This window comes from Phenylobacterium sp., assembly GCF_044371015.1.
Lineage (GTDB): Bacteria > Pseudomonadota > Alphaproteobacteria > Caulobacterales > Caulobacteraceae > Phenylobacterium.
In genome coordinates this window covers 1-17,262 of the sequence record NZ_JBILUK010000047.1, presented here as the reverse complement: position 1 = coordinate 17,262, position 17,262 = coordinate 1, and the positions used below count along the sequence as shown (strand labels likewise).

General features: G+C 65.7%; 29 protein-coding genes. 27 read left to right on the top strand and 2 right to left on the bottom strand.

The genetic code is table 11. The features are described from left to right. The 26 genes from rplC to rplQ form a co-directional block, all read left to right on the top strand. Nucleotides 1–439: 50S ribosomal protein L3 (gene rplC, locus ACIQ3R_RS06215; RefSeq protein ID WP_397416321.1), on the top strand; the 439-nt coding region annotated here is incomplete at its 5' end. Continuing rightward, entirely contained in the window at nt 439–1,077 is a 639-nt protein-coding gene (gene rplD / locus ACIQ3R_RS06210) for a 50S ribosomal protein L4 (protein WP_397416319.1), read from the top strand. The genes rplC and rplD, both read left to right, overlap by 1 nt. Next, nucleotides 1,077–1,379: a 50S ribosomal protein L23 gene (locus ACIQ3R_RS06205; protein ID WP_397416317.1), complete on the top strand. Its 303-nt coding sequence runs from the start codon at nt 1,077–1,079 to the stop codon at nt 1,377–1,379. The genes rplD and ACIQ3R_RS06205 overlap by 1 nt, the downstream gene beginning before the upstream one ends. Before the next feature lie 4 nt (nt 1,380–1,383). Beyond that, nucleotides 1,384–2,220: a 50S ribosomal protein L2 gene (gene rplB, locus ACIQ3R_RS06200; RefSeq protein ID WP_397416316.1), complete on the top strand. Its 837-nt coding sequence runs from the start codon at nt 1,384–1,386 to the stop codon at nt 2,218–2,220. Between the two features lie 3 nt (nt 2,221–2,223). Then, complete coding sequence (gene rpsS, locus ACIQ3R_RS06195) at nt 2,224–2,502, top strand: 30S ribosomal protein S19 (protein ID WP_397416314.1); 279 nt, start codon at nt 2,224–2,226, stop codon at nt 2,500–2,502. A gap of 1 nt (nt 2,503) precedes the next feature. Continuing rightward, nucleotides 2,504–2,884 carry a 50S ribosomal protein L22 gene (rplV, locus tag ACIQ3R_RS06190; protein WP_397416312.1) on the top strand — a complete coding sequence of 127 codons (381 nt, stop codon included), beginning with the start codon at nt 2,504–2,506 and terminating at the stop codon, nt 2,882–2,884. After that, nucleotides 2,884–3,645: a 30S ribosomal protein S3 gene (rpsC, locus tag ACIQ3R_RS06185; RefSeq protein ID WP_397416310.1), complete on the top strand. Its 762-nt coding sequence runs from the start codon at nt 2,884–2,886 to the stop codon at nt 3,643–3,645. Before rplV ends, rpsC begins: the two co-directional genes overlap by 1 nt. A 13-nt stretch (nt 3,646–3,658) precedes the next feature. Beyond that, nucleotides 3,659–4,087 carry a 50S ribosomal protein L16 gene (gene rplP / locus ACIQ3R_RS06180; protein ID WP_397416308.1) on the top strand — a complete coding sequence of 143 codons (429 nt, stop codon included), beginning with the start codon at nt 3,659–3,661 and terminating at the stop codon, nt 4,085–4,087. Further along, nucleotides 4,087–4,281 carry a 50S ribosomal protein L29 gene (rpmC, locus tag ACIQ3R_RS06175; protein WP_397416305.1) on the top strand — a complete coding sequence of 65 codons (195 nt, stop codon included), beginning with the start codon at nt 4,087–4,089 and terminating at the stop codon, nt 4,279–4,281. The genes rplP and rpmC overlap by 1 nt, the downstream gene beginning before the upstream one ends. Nucleotides 4,282–4,294: 13 nt before the next feature. Then, complete coding sequence (gene rpsQ, locus ACIQ3R_RS06170; RefSeq protein WP_397416303.1) at nt 4,295–4,543, top strand: 30S ribosomal protein S17; 249 nt, start codon at nt 4,295–4,297, stop codon at nt 4,541–4,543. Between the two features lie 20 nt (nt 4,544–4,563). Continuing rightward, nucleotides 4,564–4,932 (top strand): 50S ribosomal protein L14, encoded by a 369-nt coding sequence (gene rplN, locus ACIQ3R_RS06165; RefSeq protein ID WP_111516382.1) that lies wholly within the window; start codon nt 4,564–4,566, stop codon nt 4,930–4,932. Further along, on the top strand, nt 4,932–5,246 hold the full coding sequence (gene rplX / locus ACIQ3R_RS06160) for a 50S ribosomal protein L24 (RefSeq protein ID WP_397416300.1): 315 nt from the start codon (nt 4,932–4,934) through the stop codon (nt 5,244–5,246). The genes rplN and rplX overlap by 1 nt, the downstream gene beginning before the upstream one ends. Next, on the top strand, nt 5,239–5,799 hold the full coding sequence (gene rplE, locus ACIQ3R_RS06155; RefSeq protein ID WP_397416297.1) for a 50S ribosomal protein L5: 561 nt from the start codon (nt 5,239–5,241) through the stop codon (nt 5,797–5,799). The genes rplX and rplE overlap by 8 nt, the downstream gene beginning before the upstream one ends. 21 nt (nt 5,800–5,820) lie before the next feature. Then, nucleotides 5,821–6,126: a 30S ribosomal protein S14 gene (gene rpsN, locus ACIQ3R_RS06150; protein ID WP_397416295.1), complete on the top strand. Its 306-nt coding sequence runs from the start codon at nt 5,821–5,823 to the stop codon at nt 6,124–6,126. Nucleotides 6,127–6,138: 12 nt separating this feature from the next. Beyond that, nucleotides 6,139–6,534 carry a 30S ribosomal protein S8 gene (gene rpsH, locus ACIQ3R_RS06145; RefSeq protein WP_397416293.1) on the top strand — a complete coding sequence of 132 codons (396 nt, stop codon included), beginning with the start codon at nt 6,139–6,141 and terminating at the stop codon, nt 6,532–6,534. 1 nt (nt 6,535) lies between these two features. Beyond that, nucleotides 6,536–7,069 carry a 50S ribosomal protein L6 gene (rplF, locus tag ACIQ3R_RS06140; protein WP_397416291.1) on the top strand — a complete coding sequence of 178 codons (534 nt, stop codon included), beginning with the start codon at nt 6,536–6,538 and terminating at the stop codon, nt 7,067–7,069. A gap of 3 nt (nt 7,070–7,072) precedes the next feature. Then, nucleotides 7,073–7,429, top strand: coding sequence for a 50S ribosomal protein L18 (rplR, locus tag ACIQ3R_RS06135; RefSeq protein WP_397416289.1), 357 nt, complete (start codon nt 7,073–7,075; stop codon nt 7,427–7,429). A gap of 9 nt (nt 7,430–7,438) precedes the next feature. Further along, complete coding sequence (rpsE, locus tag ACIQ3R_RS06130; protein ID WP_397416286.1) at nt 7,439–8,032, top strand: 30S ribosomal protein S5; 594 nt, start codon at nt 7,439–7,441, stop codon at nt 8,030–8,032. Between the two features lie 5 nt (nt 8,033–8,037). Continuing rightward, a complete protein-coding gene (gene rpmD / locus ACIQ3R_RS06125) occupies nt 8,038–8,214 on the top strand; it encodes a 50S ribosomal protein L30 (protein ID WP_397416283.1) in 177 nt (58 codons plus the stop codon). A gap of 95 nt (nt 8,215–8,309) precedes the next feature. Next, on the top strand, nt 8,310–8,795 hold the full coding sequence (rplO, locus tag ACIQ3R_RS06120) for a 50S ribosomal protein L15 (RefSeq protein WP_397416280.1): 486 nt from the start codon (nt 8,310–8,312) through the stop codon (nt 8,793–8,795). Nucleotides 8,796–8,878: 83 nt separating this feature from the next. Then, entirely contained in the window at nt 8,879–10,225 is a 1,347-nt protein-coding gene (gene secY, locus ACIQ3R_RS06115) for a preprotein translocase subunit SecY (protein WP_397416277.1), read from the top strand. Between the two features lie 67 nt (nt 10,226–10,292). Beyond that, nucleotides 10,293–10,853 carry an adenylate kinase gene (locus ACIQ3R_RS06110; protein ID WP_397416274.1) on the top strand — a complete coding sequence of 187 codons (561 nt, stop codon included), beginning with the start codon at nt 10,293–10,295 and terminating at the stop codon, nt 10,851–10,853. 347 nt (nt 10,854–11,200) lie between these two features. Next, nucleotides 11,201–11,569: a 30S ribosomal protein S13 gene (gene rpsM / locus ACIQ3R_RS06105; RefSeq protein ID WP_397416272.1), complete on the top strand. Its 369-nt coding sequence runs from the start codon at nt 11,201–11,203 to the stop codon at nt 11,567–11,569. Nucleotides 11,570–11,584: 15 nt separating this feature from the next. Further along, the gene (gene rpsK / locus ACIQ3R_RS06100) at nt 11,585–11,974 is read left to right on the top strand and encodes a 30S ribosomal protein S11 (protein WP_397416269.1); all 390 of its coding nucleotides are present in this window, start codon (nt 11,585–11,587) and stop codon (nt 11,972–11,974) included. 70 nt (nt 11,975–12,044) lie between these two features. Continuing rightward, a complete protein-coding gene (locus ACIQ3R_RS06095) occupies nt 12,045–13,061 on the top strand; it encodes a DNA-directed RNA polymerase subunit alpha (protein ID WP_397416267.1) in 1,017 nt (338 codons plus the stop codon). A gap of 177 nt (nt 13,062–13,238) precedes the next feature. Then, nucleotides 13,239–13,655, top strand: a complete 417-nt coding sequence (gene rplQ / locus ACIQ3R_RS06090; protein WP_397416266.1) for a 50S ribosomal protein L17 — start codon at nt 13,239–13,241, stop codon at nt 13,653–13,655. A gap of 61 nt (nt 13,656–13,716) precedes the next feature. Here the strand turns inward: rplQ and ACIQ3R_RS06085 are convergent, their stop codons facing one another. Both ACIQ3R_RS06085 and ACIQ3R_RS06080 read right to left on the bottom strand, forming a co-directional pair. After that, nucleotides 13,717–14,517: a helix-turn-helix domain-containing protein gene (locus ACIQ3R_RS06085; RefSeq protein WP_397416264.1), complete on the bottom strand. Its 801-nt coding sequence runs from the start codon at nt 14,515–14,517 to the stop codon at nt 13,717–13,719. A gap of 315 nt (nt 14,518–14,832) precedes the next feature. Next, nucleotides 14,833–16,635: a patatin-like phospholipase family protein gene (locus tag ACIQ3R_RS06080; RefSeq protein ID WP_397416325.1), complete on the bottom strand. Its 1,803-nt coding sequence runs from the start codon at nt 16,633–16,635 to the stop codon at nt 14,833–14,835. Nucleotides 16,636–16,683: 48 nt separating this feature from the next. Between ACIQ3R_RS06080 and ACIQ3R_RS06075 the strand changes: the two genes are divergently transcribed. Next, the gene (locus tag ACIQ3R_RS06075) at nt 16,684–17,094 is read left to right on the top strand and encodes a DUF1489 family protein (protein WP_397416323.1); all 411 of its coding nucleotides are present in this window, start codon (nt 16,684–16,686) and stop codon (nt 17,092–17,094) included. Nucleotides 17,095–17,262 lie beyond the last annotated feature (168 nt).

Genomic DNA, 17,262 nt, shown 5'->3' with positions numbered 1-17,262 from the left:
GATCGACATCACCGGCACCACGGTCGGCAAAGGCTTCGCCGGCGCCATGAAGCGCTGGAACTTCGGCGGCCTTCGCGCCACCCACGGCGTCTCGGTCAGCCACCGTTCGCACGGATCGACCGGCAATCGTCAGGATCCGGGCCGCACGTTCCCGGGCAAGAAGATGGCCGGCCATCTCGGCCAGGAAACCGTAACCACCCTCAATGTTACTGTTTGGCGCGTGGACGCCGAGCGCGGCCTCATCCTGGTCAAGGGCGCAGTCCCCGGGACCGAAGGCTCGTACGTGAAGATCCGCGACGCCGTGAAGTCGGCCCTGCCGGCTGAGGCCCCCAAGCCGGGCGCCTTCCGGTCGGCCGGAGCTCCGGCGGCGGTTGAGCCTGCGGTGACCGAAGCCCCGGCCGAAGAGGCCACGGCGAACGAAGCCGGGGAGCAAGCGTAATGAAGCTCGACGTCATCAAACTGGACGGCGGGAAGGGCGGCTCGATCGAGCTGTCGGACGCCATCTTCGGCATCGAAGAAATCCGCGGCGACATCCTGCAGCGCGTGGTCACCTGGCAGCTGGCCAAGCGCCGGGCCGGCACCCACAAGATCCAGGTGCGCAACGAGGTCTCCCGCACCTCGAAGAAAATGTACAAGCAGAAGGGCACCGGCGGCGCTCGTCACGGCTCCCGCCGGGCGGCCCAGTTCGTCGGCGGCGCCAAGGCCCACGGGCCGGTGGTGCGCAGCCACGCGTTCGACCTGCCCAAGAAGGTCCGCGCCCTGGCGCTGCGCCATGCGCTGTCTTCGAAAGCCAAGGACGGCTCGCTCGTGGTGCTCGACTCCGCCGTGCTGTCTGTGGCCAAGACGGCCGCTCTCCGCGACCAGTTGGGCAAGCTTGGCGTGACCAACGCGCTCGTCATCGCCGGGGCCGAGGTGGATGCGAACTTCAAGCTCGCCGCCCGCAACATTCCGAACGTGGACGTGCTGCCGAACGCCGGCCTCAACGTCTATGACGTGCTGCGCCGCCGCACCCTGGTGCTGACCAAGGACGCGGTCGACGCGATCCAGGCGCGGTTCCAGCCTGAGGAGGCCGCGTGATGGCCGTCGCGCCCACTATCCGCCATTACGACACCATCCTGTCGCCGGTGATCACCGAGAAGGCCACCCTGCTCAGCGAGCAGAACAAAGTGGTGTTCCGCGTGGCCGACACGGCGACCAAGGACGAGATCGCCGCCGCCGTCGAAGCGCTGTTCAAGGTCAATGTCACGAAGGTCAACACGATCAACGTGAAGGGCAAGACCAAGCGCTTCCGGGGCATCATGGGACGGCGTTCCGACGTCAAGAAAGCGATCGTGACGCTGGCCGAGGGCCAGTCGATCGACATTACGACGGGGCTCTGATCCGATGGCCTTGAAGCAATTCAATCCGACCTCGCCCGGCCGGCGTCAGCTGGTCCTGGTCGACAAGTCCGACCTACACAAGGGCCGGCCCGAGAAGTCGCTGGTCGAAGGGCTGACAAAGTCCGGCGGCCGGGGCGGCAACGGTCGCATCGCCGTGCGTTTCCGCGGCGGCGGCGCAAAGCGCCTCTATCGCATCGTCGACTTCAAGCGTCGCAAGTTCGATGTTCCGGCCACGGTCGAGCGCCTCGAATACGATCCCAATCGCTCGGCTTTCATCGCCCTCATCAAGTATGAGGACGGCGAGCTGTCCTACATCCTGGCGCCGCAGCGCCTCAAGGTGGGCGACATGGTGATCGCGGCTGAGAAGGCCGACGTGAAGCCGGGGAACGCCATGCCGCTGCGCGGCATGCCGATCGGCACCATCATCCACAATGTGGAGATGAAGCCGATGAAGGGCGGCCAGATCGCACGCTCTGCGGGCGGCTATGCTCAGCTCGTGGGACGCGACGCGGGCTATGCCCAGATCCGCCTGAACTCGGGCGAGCTGCGCATGGTGATGGACACCTGCATCGCCACGGTCGGCGCGGTGTCGAACCCGGATCATATGAACGAGAACCTCGGCAAGGCCGGTCGTTCGCGTCACAAGGGCCGCCGTCCGCACGTCCGCGGCGTGGCCATGAACCCGATCGACCACCCGCACGGCGGCGGCGAAGGCCGCACCTCGGGCGGCCGTCACCCGGTCACTCCGTGGGGCAAGCCCACCAAGGGCCGCAAGACCCGCAAGAACAAGGCGACGGACAAGTTCATTATCCGCTCGCGTCATGCTCGGAAGGCCCGCTAAGCCATGACCCGCTCCGTCTGGAAAGGCCCGTTTGTCGACGGGTATCTCTTGAAGAAGGCCGAAGCCGTTCAGGCGTCTGGCCGCAAGGACGTGATCAAGACCTGGTCGCGCCGCTCTACGATCATGCCGCAGTTTGTCGGCCTGACCTTTGGGGTTCACAACGGCCAGAAGCATGTGCCGGTCATGGTCTCGGAAGACATGGTCGGCATGAAGCTGGGTGAGTTCGCGCCCACCCGCTACTTCCCGGGCCACGCGGCCGACAAGAAGGCCAAGAGGAAGTAGCATGAGCAAGCAAGCCAAAGCGCGCCGGTTCACCGACGCCGAAGCCGTGGCCAAGGTGCGGACCATCCGCATCAGCCCGCGCAAGCTGAACCTGGTGGCCCAGTCGATTCGTGGTCTGAAGGTGCAGCGGGCGCTGAACGAGCTTGAGTTCAGCTCCAAGCGCATCGCCGGCGACGTGCGCAAAGCGCTCTATTCGGCGATCTCGAACGCCGAGAACAACCACAACCTCGACATCGACTCGCTGGTCGTCGCCGAGGCCTTTGTGGGCAAGAACCTGGTTATGAAGCGCTTCCACGCCCGCGCCCGCGGTCGGGCCAGCCGCGTCGAGAAGCCGTTCAGCGAGATCACGATCGTGGTCCGCGAAGTGGGTGAGGCCGCCTGATGGGTCACAAAGTCAATCCGGTCGGGCTTCGCCTCGGCATCAACCGCACCTGGGACAGCCGCTGGTTCGCCGACGGCCCCGAGTACGGCCGACTGCTGCACGAGGACATCAAGGTCCGCCGTCAGCTCAAGAAGCGCCTGTATCAGGCTGGCGTGTCGCGGATTATCATCGAACGTCCGCACAAGAAGTGCCGCATCACCATCTATGCCGCACGCCCGGGCGTGATCATCGGCAAGAAGGGCGCCGACATCGAGAAGCTGCGTAAGGACGTGGCCGCGATGACGGACGGTGAGATTCATCTGAACATCGTCGAAATCCGTAAGCCGGAGACCGACGCGCAACTGGTGGCCGAGAACATCGCCCAGCAGCTGGAGCGCAGAGTTGCGTTCCGTCGCGCGATGAAGCGTTCGCTGCAGAGCGGTATGCGGCTGGGCGCCAAGGGCATGCGTATTGAGGTCGCCGGTCGTCTGGGCGGCGCGGAAATCGCGCGCGCCGAGTCCTATCAGGAAGGACGGGTGCCGCGTCATACGCTGCGGGCGGACATCGACTACGGCGTGACCGAGGCCAAGACCACCTACGGGATCATTGGCGTGAAGGTCTGGGTGTTCAAGGGCGAGGTCCTCGACCACGACCCGATGGCGCTCGACAAGCGGCTGGCCAGCGAGAGCGGTCCGGCGGGCGAGGGTGGTGGCCGCGAGCGCGGCGACCGTCCGGACCGTGGGCCCCGCCGCGAGCGTCGCGGCGAAGCGGCGAACGCCTGAGGACTAGAAGAAGATGCTGTCTCCCAAGCGCACAAAGTACCGCAAGCAGTTCAAGGGCCGTATCCACGGGATGGCTAAGGGCGGCTTCACGCTGAACTTCGGCTCGTACGGCCTGAAGTCGGTCGAACCTGAACGCATCACCGCGCGGCAGATCGAGGCGGCCCGCCGCGCGATCACCCGTCAGATGAAGCGTCAGGGCCGGGTGTGGATCCGAATTTATCCCGACGTGCCGGTGACCGGGAAACCGGCCGAAGTGCGGATGGGCAAGGGCAAGGGCTCGGTGGAGTTCTGGGCCGCGCGCGTCCACCCCGGTCGGATCATGTTCGAAATCGATGGCGTGCCAGACGACGTCGCCCGCGAAGCCCTGCGCCTCGGCGCGGCCAAGCTTCCGGTGCGGACCCGCATCGTGACCCGCATCGACGCCGCCGCGGAGCACGCGTGATGAAGATTGAAGACGTCCGGGGGCTGACCCCCGATCAACTGACCGAGCAACTGGTCACCCTCAAGAAGGAGCAGTTCAACCTGCGCTTTCAAAAGGCGACCGGCCAGATCGAGAAGACCCACCGCGTGGGCGAGGTGCGCAAGGATATCGCGCGCCTCAAGACCGTCCTGCGCGCGAAGCAGGCTAAGGCCTGAGGAGAGACGAACGATGCCGAAGCGAATTCTCGAGGGCGTTGTCGTCTCCGACAAGGGCGACAAGACCATTGTTGTGAAGGTGGAGCGCACCTTCCTGCACCCCGTACTTAAGAAGACCGTCCGCCGGTCGAAGAAGTATCACGCCCACGATGAAGCCAATGCCTGCAAGGCCGGCGAGATCGTGAAGATCGTGGAATGCGCTCCGCGTTCCAAGACCAAGACCTGGGAAGTGCTGCCTGTCGGCGGCGCGGTCCAGGCCTGAACCCGTAAGGATCGGACCCAATGATCCAGATGCAGACTAACCTGGACGTCGCCGATAACTCGGGCGCGCGCCGGGTCATGTGCATCAAGGTGCTTGGCGGCGCGAAGCGCCGCTACGCCTCGGTGGGCGACAAGATTGTCGTCTCGGTGAAAGAAGCCATTCCGCGCGGTCGCGTGAAGAAGGGTGATGTGCTGCAGGCGATCGTCGTGCGCACCAGCCAGGCGATCAAGCGGAAGGACGGTTCGGTAATTCGGTTCGACAAGAACGCCGCCGTGATCGTGAACAAGCAATCCGAGCCGATCGGCACGCGGATCTTTGGCCCGGTTCCTCGTGAACTGCGCGCCAAGAACCACATGAAGATCATTTCGCTCGCGCCCGAGGTGCTGTGATGGCCGCGAAGATCAAGAAAGGGGACCGCGTCGTGGTCCTCACCGGCAAGGACAAGGGCCGTCAAGGCGCTGTCCTGAAAGTGCTGCCCAAGGACGGCCGTGTCGTCGTGGAAGGCCTGAACATGGTTCAGCGCCACACCCGCCCGACCCAGTTCGACCCCCAGGGCGGGATCAAGAACAAGGAAGCGTCGCTCCATCTGTCGAACGTCGCCGTCGTCGATTCCAAAGGTAAGTCGACCCGCGTCGGCTTCCGTGTGGACGGCGACAAGAAGGTGCGGTTCGCCAAGACGACCGGCGAGGTGATCAATGGCTGATCAAGCTTACGAACCGCGGCTCAAGGCCGACTACAAGGCGCGCATCCGCGGGCAGCTGAAGGAAAAGTTCGGCTACACCAACGAGATGCAGATCCCCAAGCTCGAGAAGATCGTGATCAACATGGGCGTGGGGGAAGCTGTCTCCGACTCCAAGAAGATCAACTCGGCTATGGCGGACCTGGCGAAGATCGCCGGCCAGAAGCCGGTGGCGACCAAGGCGCGGACCTCCATCGCCGGCTTCAAGCTGCGCGAGGGCATGACGGTCGGCTGCAAGGTCACCCTTCGCAAGGATCAGATGTACGAGTTCCTGGACCGGCTGATCACCATCGCGCTGCCGCGGGTGAAGGACTTCCGGGGCCTCAAGGCGACCTCGTTCGACGGCCGTGGCAACTACGCCATGGGGCTGAAGGAGCACATCGTGTTCCCCGAGATCAACTATGACCAGATCGATCAGATTTGGGGCATGGACATCATCGTCACCACCACTGCGAAGACCGACGACGAGGCTCGCGAGCTTCTTCGGGAATTCCAGTTCCCGTTTGTTCAGCAATAGGCAGCGGGAAGGAACAGGCACATGGCCAAGAAGAGCGCTGTCAACCGCAACGACCGGGTCAAGAAACTGGTCAAGCAGTACGCCGCCAAGCGCGCGGCCCTGAAGGCGATCGCCAACAACGAAAGCCTGCCGCTGGAGGAGCGCTTCGATGCGCGCCTTAAGCTGGCCGAGCTGCCGCGCAACTCGGCGGCCAACCGCATTCGCAATCGCTGCGAAGTGACCGGGCGTCCGCGCGGTTACTACCGCAAGCTGAAGATGAGCCGGATTTCCCTGCGCGAACTCGGTTCGCACGGGCTGATCCCCGGCCTCGTCAAGTCGAGCTGGTAAGGGAGGGTCAAGATGGTCAACGACCCCATTGGCGATCTGATCGCCCGCATCAAGAACGCCGCCGCGCGCGGTCGCAGCAAGCTTTCGACGCCCGCGTCGAAGATGCGCGCGCGGCTGCTCGATGTGTTGCTCGACGAGGGCTACATCCGTGGCTACCATCTGGTGGAGAAGCCCGGCGCGTTCCCTGAGTTCGAGATCGAGCTCAAGTACTTCGACGGCGCCCCGGTGATCGTGGAAATCGCCCGCGTCTCCAAGCCCGGCCGCCGGGTCTATTCGTCGATCAGCGACCTGAAGCCGGTGAAGAACGGCCTTGGGATCTCGATCCTGTCGACGCCTAAGGGCGTCATGTCGGACACGGCGGCCCGCGAGGCCAATGTGGGCGGCGAAGTGCTCTGCCGGGTCTACTAGGATGTCTCGTATCGGAAAAAAGGCGGTCCCAGTGCCCGCCGGCGTCACGGTCACCCTCGATGGGCAGACGGTCACGGTGAAGGGCCCGAAGGGGCAACTCTCCTGGACCGTGGCCGAGGAGATCGAAGTCCGCCAGGAAGGTGCTGAGATCCTGCTCTCAAAGCGTGAGGACACGACGCGCGCGCAAGCGATGTGGGGTCTTTCACGGACGCTGGTCAGCAACATGGTGGTCGGCGTAACCGAGGGCTACGAGCAGACTCTTGAGCTGGTCGGCGTCGGCTATCGGGCGGCGATGAAGGGCCAGGCGCTTTCCATGCAGCTGGGCTTCAGCCACGACGTGGACATCCCGCCGCCGGCCGGCATCGCGTTCGCGGTGCCCAAGCAGACCGAAATCAAGATTTCGGGCATCGACAAGCAGGTGGTAGGCGAAACCGCCGCGCGCATCCGCCGCATCCGTCCGCCGGAGCCCTATAAGGGCAAGGGCGTCCGCTATCAGGGCGAGACGGTGCGTCGCAAGGAAGGCAAGAAGAAGTAGGCCATGGCTCTTTCTCCCCGCCAAACCACCCAGCGCCGCGCTCAGCGCGTCCGCAACCGGCTCCGGACGGTCGCGAACGGTCGTCCGCGCCTGTCGGTCTTCCGCTCGGGCAAGAACATCTACGCCCAGGTCATCGATGACGGTCTGGGCGTCACGCTCGCCGCCGCCTCGTCGCTTGAGGGCGGCAAGGGCGTGAAGGGCTCCGACAAAGACGCGGCCGCCAAGGTGGGCGCTCTCGTCGCCCAGCGCGCGATCGAAAAGGGCGTCAAGGACGTCGTCTTTGATCGCGGCGGTTACATCTACCACGGCCGGGTGAAGGCCCTGGCGGACGCCGCGCGCGAAGCCGGCCTGAATTTCTAGGAAACGATCATGGCTCGCAGAGACGAACAGCGTGGCGACCGCCGCAATCGCGCTCCCGAAGAGGACCGCGATAACGAGATCGTTGAAAAGCTGGTGCACATCAACCGCGTCGCCGCCACGGTGAAGGGCGGCCGCCGCTTCTCGTTCGCCGCCCTGATGGTGGTGGGCGATCAAAAGGGCCGCGTGGGCTACGGACACGGCAAGGCGCGGGAAGTGCCGGAAGCCATCCGCAAGGCCACGGAAGAGGCCAAGAAGTCGATGATCCGCGTGCCGCTCCGCGAGAGCCGCACCCTGCACCACGACGGCAATGGCCGCTGGGGCGCAGGCAAGGTGATGGTGCGTGCGGCGCCTCCCGGCACCGGCGTCATCGCCGGCGGTCCGATGCGCGCCGTGCTGGAAACGCTCGGCGTTCAGGACGTGGTCGGCAAGTCGGTGGGTTCGTCCAACCCCTACAACATGGTGCGCGCGACCTTCGAGGCGCTGAAGGCTCAGTCTTCGCCCCGCCAGGTGGCGGCCAAGCGCGGCAAGAAGGTCTCCGACCTGCTCGGCCGTCGCGCAGATGGCGCCTCGGCCCAGGCGGCCGCGGCCGAAGTGGAGGCCTGAGACCCATGGCTCAGATCAAGGTTCGTCAGACCGGCAGTCCGATCCGCCGCAAGAGCGACCAGCGCGCGACCCTGGTCGGCCTGGGCCTCAACCGGGTGGGCCGGGTCTCGACGCTGGAGGACACCCCTTCGGTGCGGGGCATGGTGGCTAAGGTTGCTCATCTCGTAGAGGTGGTGGACTAAGTCCCGGCTTCTCTTCTGCCCCAAGAGGGGCAGGACCAACACAATCAGCCGAGTCCGGCCTACGCCGGGCGATAGATCTCCAAGGAGAGGCGCCTATGACCAAGCTCAACGAACTCGCTCCGCGCGAGGGCTCTACGAAGGGTCGCATGCGGGTGGGCCGCGGCCCCGGCTCCGGCAAGGGCAAGACCGCCGGTCGCGGCGTGAAGGGCCAGAAGGCGCGCTCCGGTGTCGCCGTGAACGGCTTCGAAGGCGGCCAGATGCCGCTGCACATGCGGATGCCCAAGCGGGGCTTCAACTCGCGCAACCGGAAGGACTTCGCCGAGGTGAACCTGTGGCGCATTGAGCAGGCGATCGCCGCCGGAAAGCTCGACGCCAAGGCCGTCATCGACGCCGATGCGCTCCTCAAGGCCGGCGTGATCCGCCGGGTGAAGGATGGCGTGAAGCTGCTGGGCGAAGGCGAGTGCAAGGCCAAGCTCAACCTGACGATCTACGCGGCGACAGCTTCGGCGCGCGCGGCGGTGGAGAAAGCCGGCGGCACGCTCACCACCACCAAGCCGGAAGCACCGGCCGCCGAGGCCTGATCAGGCTCTAAGTCGCAGACGGCCTCGCGTTCGGGGCCGCCGCGCCCTATCTGTCAGGACTTCCGCCCCGGGGGATTCGTCGCATGGCTTCGGCCGCAGAACAGCTTGCAGCCAATCTGAACTTCGACGCCTTCCGCAAGGCGACGGAGCTGCACAAGCGTATCTGGTTCACGCTGTGGGCTTTGATCGTTTACCGCCTCGGCACCTACATTCCGATCCCAGGCATCGATCCGGTGGCCTTCCAGCAGGCGTTCCAGGGACAGGCTCAGGGCATCCTGGGCATGTTCAACATGTTCACGGGCGGCGCCGTCGAACGGATGGCGATCTTCGCACTGAATGTGATGCCCTACATCTCGGCCTCGATCATCGTGCAACTCCTGGGGACGGTTTATGGGCCGTGGGAGAAGCTGAGGAAGGAAGGCGGCGAGGCCGGGCGCAAGACACTGAATCAATACACCCGCTACCTGACCGTCGTGCTGGCGATAGTGCAGTCGTTCGGGATCGCTGTGACCATGCAGCAGAGCCCGGGACTGGTGGAGAATCCCGGCGTCTTCTTCGTGGTTTCGACGGTTGTCACCCTGACCGGCGGGACCATGTTCCTGATGTGGCTGGGCGAGCAGATCACCAGCCGTGGCGTCGGAAACGGCATTTCGCTCCTGATCTTTGCGGGTATCGTGGCGGTTCTGCCGCAGTCCCTGTTCCAGGCCTTTGAGCTGACGCGGACGGGATCGATGAACGCCGGTGCGCTGATCTTCATGATCCTGCTGGTGGTGCTGGTCACGGTGGCCATCGTGTTCATGGAGCGCTCGCAGCGACGTCTGCTGGTGCAGTACCCCAAGCGCCAGCAGGGCAACCGGATGGTGGGGGGCGACACGTCCTTCCTGCCCCTGAAGATCAACACCTCCGGCGTGATTCCACCCATCTTCGCCTCGTCACTGCTGTTGTTGCCGGCCACGGTGATGGGCTTTGCCGCCAACGCCGACCTGCCGGACCACATGCAGTGGCTTCCGTTCGTGACGGGCCAGCTTCAGCACGGTCAGCCGCTGTTCATGCTGCTGTACGGCCTGCTGATCGTATTTTTCTGCTTCTTCTACACCTCGGTGGTGTTCAATCCCGAGGACACGGCGGAGAACCTGCGCAAGTACGGCGGCTTCCTGCCGGGCATCCGTCCGGGCAAGCGCACGGCGGAGTACATCGACTTCGTGCTGACCCGCCTGACCACGATCGGCGCCGTCTACATCACCATCGTCTGCCTTGTACCCGAGGGGCTGATGAGCATGACCGGAACCCAGTTCTACATGGGCGGGACCAGCCTGCTGATCGTCGTCAGCGTGACAATGGATACGGTGGCGCAGATCCAGAGCCACCTGCTGGCGCACCAGTACGAGGGTCTGATCAAGAAATCCAAGCTACGTGGTGGGCGGCGATAGCCGCGCCGCGTTGGCTGACGATGGGGCAAGGCGTCAGGAAGGACGTCTGCGGGAGGAATCGCGCGTCATGAATTTGATCCTGTTCGGACCGCCGGCGGCGGGGAAGGGCACTCAGGCCAAGCGGCTCGTGGACGGCCGCAACATGGTCCAGCTCTCGACCGGAGACATGCTGCGCGCGGCCATCGCCTCGGGGTCGGAGCTTGGCAAGCGGGTCGAAGGGATCATGCAGCGCGGCGACCTGGTCTCCGACTCCATCGTGATCGAACTGATAGAAAGTCGCTTGCCGGAGACGGAAGCGGCGGGCGGCGCGATCTTCGACGGATTTCCACGGACGATCGCCCAGGCCGAGGCGCTCGACGCCATGCTGGCCGGGCGCGGCAAGAAGATCGATCTGGTGGTCCGGCTGAAGGTCGATGACGAAGCCCTCAAGGCCCGCATCGCCGGCCGCTTCGCGGAGTCAGGCCGTCCGGACGACAATCCTGAAAGCTTCCTGGTGCGTCTCAACGCCTATAACGGCCAGACTGCACCGCTGCTGCCCTACTATCAAAACCAGGGCAAACTGGTGGAAGTCGATGGCATGGGCACGATGGATGCCGTCGCCGCCGCGATTGAACGGGCGTTGGGATAGCTTCGACAGTCGCCTGGCGATACCGCGCCCGGCCAGTGTGCGCCGGAACCCGCTGGTCTTAGCTCATGGGTTGAGGGGCGGCCGCGCAGCGGACGGGCGCGTTGCACGTTCTTTCGACGCATGCTTACCTCGTCGAAGTTGTTGCTTCGCCGTGGGTGAGGGCTCCCTTGCTCCGCGCGAAGCAATTCGTTCACAAATCCGCGTTTCCGGCATTGACGGAGGCGCCCGTCTCCATATAACGAACCGCTTCCGCGACAGAGCGCGAAAGACGCGCCGGCCTATGCCTATGGAAATAGGGGCCGGGGCGCCGTTCGCGCTTCTCTTGCGTGACCAGGAGATCTCTGCACGTGGCCCGTATCGCTGGCGTCAACATTCCTACGAACAAGCGCGTTGTGATCGCGCTGCAGTACATCCATGGCATCGGCCCTGCGAAGGCGCGCGAGATCGTGGGGAAGGTCGGTATTGAGGACGCCCGCCGGGTGAACCAGCTCACCGACCAGGAAGTGCTGCAGATCCGTGAGACCATCGACCGCGACTACATGGTCGAAGGCGATCTGCGCCGCGATACGGCCGTGAACATCAAGCGCCTGATGGACCTGGCCTGCTATCGCGGCCTGCGTCACCGTAAGGGTCTGCCGGTCCGCGGCCAGCGCACGCATACCAACGCCCGCACCCGCAAGGGCCCCGCCAAGCCGATCGCCGGCAAGAAGAAGTAAGAGAGCGTCTCTCCGATGGCCAAGGAACCGGCGCGCGTCAAAAAGCGCGAGCGCAAGAACATCACCTCGGGCGTGGCGCATGTGAACGCCTCGTTCAACAACACAATGATCACCATCACCGACGCCCAGGGGAACACCATCTCCTGGTCGAGCGCAGGTCTGATGGGCTTCAAGGGTTCGCGTAAGTCGACGCCCTACGCCGCGCAGATGGCCGCCGAGGACGCGGGCCGCAAGGCCGCCGAGCACGGGGTCCGCACGCTGGAAGTGAACGTCTCCGGTCCGGGTTCGGGTCGTGAGTCGGCGCTCCGCGCGCTGCAGGCTGTGGGGATGACGATCACCACCATTCGGGATGTTACGCCCATCCCGCACAACGGCTGCCGCCCGCCCAAGCGCCGGCGCGTCTGACCGACTGAATACTCCCTGACGCCGGCTGCGGATTTCGCTGCCGGAGGACTTTGCGTTTTCGAGGGACACCGTGATCGAAAGAAACTGGAACGAACTTATCCGTCCCGAGAAGCCGCAGATCGAGACTGGCGCCGACGCCGCCCGCAAGGCGCGTCTGGTGGCCGAACCTCTCGAGCGCGGTTTCGGTGTGACGCTCGGCAACAGCCTGCGTCGCGTGCTCCTCTCCTCCCTGCAGGGCGCGGCCGTGACTGCGGTGCAGATCGACGGCGTGGTCCACGAATTCTCGTCGCTGGAAGGCGTGCGCGAGGACGTGGTCGACATCGTGCTCAACATCAAGCAGCTGGCGCTGCGGATGCACGCCGAAGGTCCGAAGCGCATGACGCTGCGGGCGACCGGCCCCGGCGCGGTCAAGGCCTCGCAGATCGACGCGCCGTCCGACATCGAGATCCTCAACCCCGACCACGTGCTCTGCACGCTGGACGAGGGCGCGAACGTGCGCATGGAGTTCACGGTGCAGACCGGCAAGGGCTATGTGTCCGCCGAAATGAACCGCCCGGAAGATGCCCCGATCGGTCTGATCGCGGTTGATGCGCTCTACTCGCCTGTGAAGCGCGTGGCCTATCGCGTCGAGCCGACCCGCCAGGGTCAGAGCCTCGACTACGACAAGCTGATCATGGAAGTGGAGACCAACGGCGCGGTCAGCCCGGTGGACGCGGTGGCCTATGCCGCCCGTATCCTCCAGGACCAGCTGCAGATCTTTATCACCTTCGAAGAGCCCAAGAAGAAGGTGGAAGGCGAGGCCAAGCCGGAACTGCCCTTCAACCCGTCGCTGCTCAAGAAGGTCGACGAGCTGGAGCTGTCGGTCCGTTCGGCCAACTGCCTGAAGAACGACAACATCGTCTACATCGGTGATCTGATCCAGAAGACGGAGGCGGAGATGCTCCGCACCCCGAACTTCGGCCGCAAGTCGCTCAACGAGATCAAGGAAGTGCTCGCGGGCATGGGGCTGCATCTCGGCATGGATGTGCCGAACTGGCCGCCCGAGAACATCGAGGATCTGGCGAAGAAGTTCGAAGACCAGATGTAATTCGCTTTCGCGCCGACTCCGGACCGCCTCTTGCGGTCAGGGCCCGACGAAGCCGCGCTTGCGGTGGAGGGCTCCGGCGCTTCGTGTTGACCCGGGTGGGAGCAGACCGGGACTTGGTTAGGCAGGCGTCCAGACGAGCGGACGCAAGGCGGGCCGGAGAGCCCAGGAGAGACTGAAATGCGTCACGGCAAAGCCCACCGCAAACTGGGTCGTACGACCGCCCACCGGACGGCGATGTTCGCCAATATGTCCGCCAGCCTGATCAAGCACGAGCAGATCGTGACGACGCTGCCCAAGGCCAAGGAACTGCGGCCGGTGGTGGAGAAGCTGGTGACCCTGGCCAAGCGCGGCGACCTGCATGCGCGTCGCCAGGCCATCAGCCAGGTGCGTGACGTGGAACAGGTGGGCAAGCTCTTCTCGGTGCTGGGCCCGCGCTACAAGGACCGCAACGGCGGCTATATCCGCGTGCTGAAGGCCGGCTTCCGCCACGGCGACAACGCGGCCATGGCCGTGATCGAGTTCGTGGACCGCGACCCGGCCGAAAAGGGCAAGGACTCCGGCCCTACCGCCGAAGGCGGCTTCGGCGAGGACTAGGATCTTTCTTTCATAGAGATTTCGAGAGCCCCGGACGCAAGTCCGGGGCTTTTTCGTTGGGCTATGTCGCCCGCGCCTCGTGAGCGGCGCGCAACGCGTCGGCGGTCGCGGCGTCAGCGGGGAAGAACATCTCGAGCGTGAGCTCCGAAAGCGTGATGTCGACCGGCGTGCCGAAGACGGTGGTGGTGCCGATCAGCGACAGTACGGTGTCGCCGCTCATCAACTGGAATGGGATCACGACGTCACCATAGTCCTCGGGCCGTCGGTCCGGCGCCGGCGGCGTGGGATAGCCCTTCACCTCCTCGAGGAGTTCGGCGAGGGCGGGGTCGGCCGTGAGGTCCACCTGACGCTTGAGGCGATCCAGAGCGTGCTGGCGCCATTCGCCGAGATTGACGATGCGCGGCGCCAGTCCGTCGGGGTGAAGCGACAGGCGCACGACATTGATCACGCCGGAGAGCAGGTCGGGGGATACGCCCTCCATCATCACGTCCGTCGCCGCGTTGGCGGCCACCAGATTCCAGCGCAGATCGACCACCAGGGCCGGGTAGGGTTCGTGCGCTTTGAGGATCATGTCGACCGCGCGTCGAGCGGGCTCCAGGCGTGGGTCGGCGAGGCTGGTCTCGGGAAAGATCGGCGCGAAGCCGGCGGCCATAAGCAGCACGTTGCGTTCGCGCAGTGGAATCTCGAGCTGTTCGGAGAGGTGAAGCACCATCTCGCGGCTGGGCCGGGCGCGGCCGGTCTCGAGGAAACTCAGATGCCGGGTGGAGATCTCCGCCTCCAGCGCCAGGTCCATTTGGCTCAGCCGCCGCCGCGTGCGCCACTCGCGGAGGTGTTCACCGACGGCTCTGCGGGATGGGGTCATGTGGCGAGGGTAGCGGGCAGGTGGCGGAAGTCGATGATGCGGCAGGTAATGATGCGTCGGCGAGTGCCGCGAGTGTTCCACGGAAAAGGGCCGCCCTGTCGCCAGGACGGCCCTTCCATAGTCGGACCGCTTGCGCGGTGCGCGACCGGCCTAAGTGAGGCTCAGGCGCGGACCCCGATCACGGAGGTCCAGGTCACGGTCACCGGCATGCGGCCATTGCTATGAGACACTGGATCACCTCCTTTCAGTTGTTGAACAGAACCCGGAAACTATGGATCGCGTCGCGCGGGTCGAAAAGCCCCAATCGATACGGCCTCAATCGACGTTGGCCGTGTCCATGAACGACGAGGTCGGGCTGCCCAGGGCGGCTTGTTCGGCGAGGCTCTGGCGGCGGCGGAGCTGAGTGACCGGGCGGGAGAGGCCGTCGAGCGCGGCGAGCGTGGCGATGTATCCGGCCTCCACGGCGGGTTCGTAGGCGCGCCAATCACGGATTTCGATCCCGGCCAGGTCTGGCTGGATCAGGACGTCGGTCGCCTCGCGCGCCGCGGCGAGATCCCGGCCGGTGGAAACCGTGGCGGTGCGCATCAGCAGCGACACGATGGGCGGGCCCATCCGCCATTGGCCTGACCAGATAAAGCGCCAGATCGAGGACGGTCTGGCCACATCCCTGGCGGTGATGCTGCGCGAGGTGGTGACGTCGACGCCGACGATCGGCCCGAGCTGGGCCGCCCGCATGATGTCGGCTGGGAAGTTCTTCATCACGGCGCCGTCCACGAGCACGTTCTGGCCGTCGGTGGCGGGCGGCAAGACGCCGGGCAGCGCGATCGAGGCGCGCAGCGCCTGACGCAACAGTCCGCGCCGGTGAAGCTGGTAAGCGCCGGTCGTGAGATTGGACGACAGGCAGAAGAACGGCAGCCAGAGATCGGCGATCTCGGTCTCGCCATAGTGATGCGACAGACGCTGGCCCACCTTGATGCCGTGAGTCATGGCCAACAACGGCAAGGCGATGTCGTCGAGCGGGCTGGTGTCTACGAAGGCCTCGTGCAGCCGACGATCCATCTCGGCGTCGTCCCAGCCCATGGCGAGGCCGGCGGCGACCACCGCGCCCATGGACGAGCCCCCGACAAAGTCGATAGGCACGCCCCGCTCTCGCAGCGCCCTGATGGCTCCGACATGCGCGTAGGCCCGGGCCCCGCCGCCGGATAGCACCAGACCCACAGACTGACCGGTGAGCACCCGGGCGAGTCGGGCGTGGTCGCCGTTGTGGCCCCGCCTCAGGTGGAACACGCGCGCCGCGACGGTAACGTCGAGCCAGGCCTCCGTGCCTTGCGGACGCGCGGCTTGGGCCGGCTGGAACAGGATGAGGTCGACGAGGCCCTGTTCCTGCAGGGTCGCCGCACCGGACGGCATGGGTACGGGCTCAGCGGGCCGGTCGCCGCGGCCGACCCGGAACAGGCGATCCACCTGGCGCGGCACGAACGGCGCCCAGTGCGGCTCGTCGCGCTCAGCCACATAGAGAACGAAGTCGTGGGTGCGCTCGACCTCGGAGAACCACTCGGTTGGGGCGGTCGCGGCCTCCGCGCCGACCACCGTGACGGCATAGCCCAGCGCCTGGATATCGCGTTCGAGACGCTCGACCAGCGGGCGGATTGGCCCTGGCCGGCCCACCGGCACGAAGCCGAAGACGCTGGGCTCGCCCACCGGTCCGCGCCGGGCCGACTGGCGGCTGCGCAGGATCATGAGGCGCGCGAGTTCGGTCATTACGGACGCGTCGGCGTCGCAGGCCTCAAAAAACGCCGCCTTGGGGATCGCGAAGATCTCAGAGTCGCGCAACGCGTAGACGTCTGCCGAGTGGGCGACACCGGCGATAAGGGCCATCTCGCCGGCAGGCTCGCCGGGTCGGATCACGCCCAGGAACTGGGATTCCTGGCCCTGCTCGCGACGGAAGGCCCCGAGGCGTCCGGTGCGCACCACGAAGAGTTTGTCGGACGCCTCGCCCTGGCCGAACAGGCGATGGCCGCCGGGCAGCGAGAACCACTCGGTCTCGGCGCGCGCCCTGGGGTGCAGGAAGAGGCGCGCGAGGACCGAATCGACCGGAATGTCGGGCAGGGTTCCCACGACCACAGAGGGTAGCGTCCGGGGACGACGGCGGCTATGGCCGGGGCCATGCCGTTGCACATGATCAAGCTGGCCGTGGGCGCCGCCACGGTGGAAGAAATGCTGGCCTGGCGAGCGACCCGGTTCGCGCCTGGCGCGCCCTGGGTGATGACCACCCGGATGACCCCCAAGCGCGCCGACGAGTTGTTGGACGGTGGATCTCTCTATCGGGTGTTTAAGGGCGTGATCCTGAGCCGGCAGAAGATTCTGGCGATTGCGACGGAGGGGGAGGGGCGCGAGGCCCGCTGCGCGGTGACGCTGGACGAGACCTGTGTGCGGGTTGTCCCGACTCCCCGGCGGGCGTTTCAGGGGTGGCGATATCTGGAGACCAAGGACGCGCCGGCGGATCTGGAGGATGCGGCGCTCGGCGACGTTCCTGAAGATCTGGCGCGGGCGCTGCGCGAGGCGGGCGCCTGGTAGACGGGAGAGTCAGAAGCGCCGGATGGCCGCGCCCTCCGGAGCCCCCTTGCGTGACGTAGGGGTGATTGGGGCCCGCTCCTCCCACTTGGCGTCGGGACGGTTCGAGAGGGTGTGATGAGCGAGGCTGGCCGATCGGCGGAAACGGAGTTGGGGTTTGATCCGGCGGCT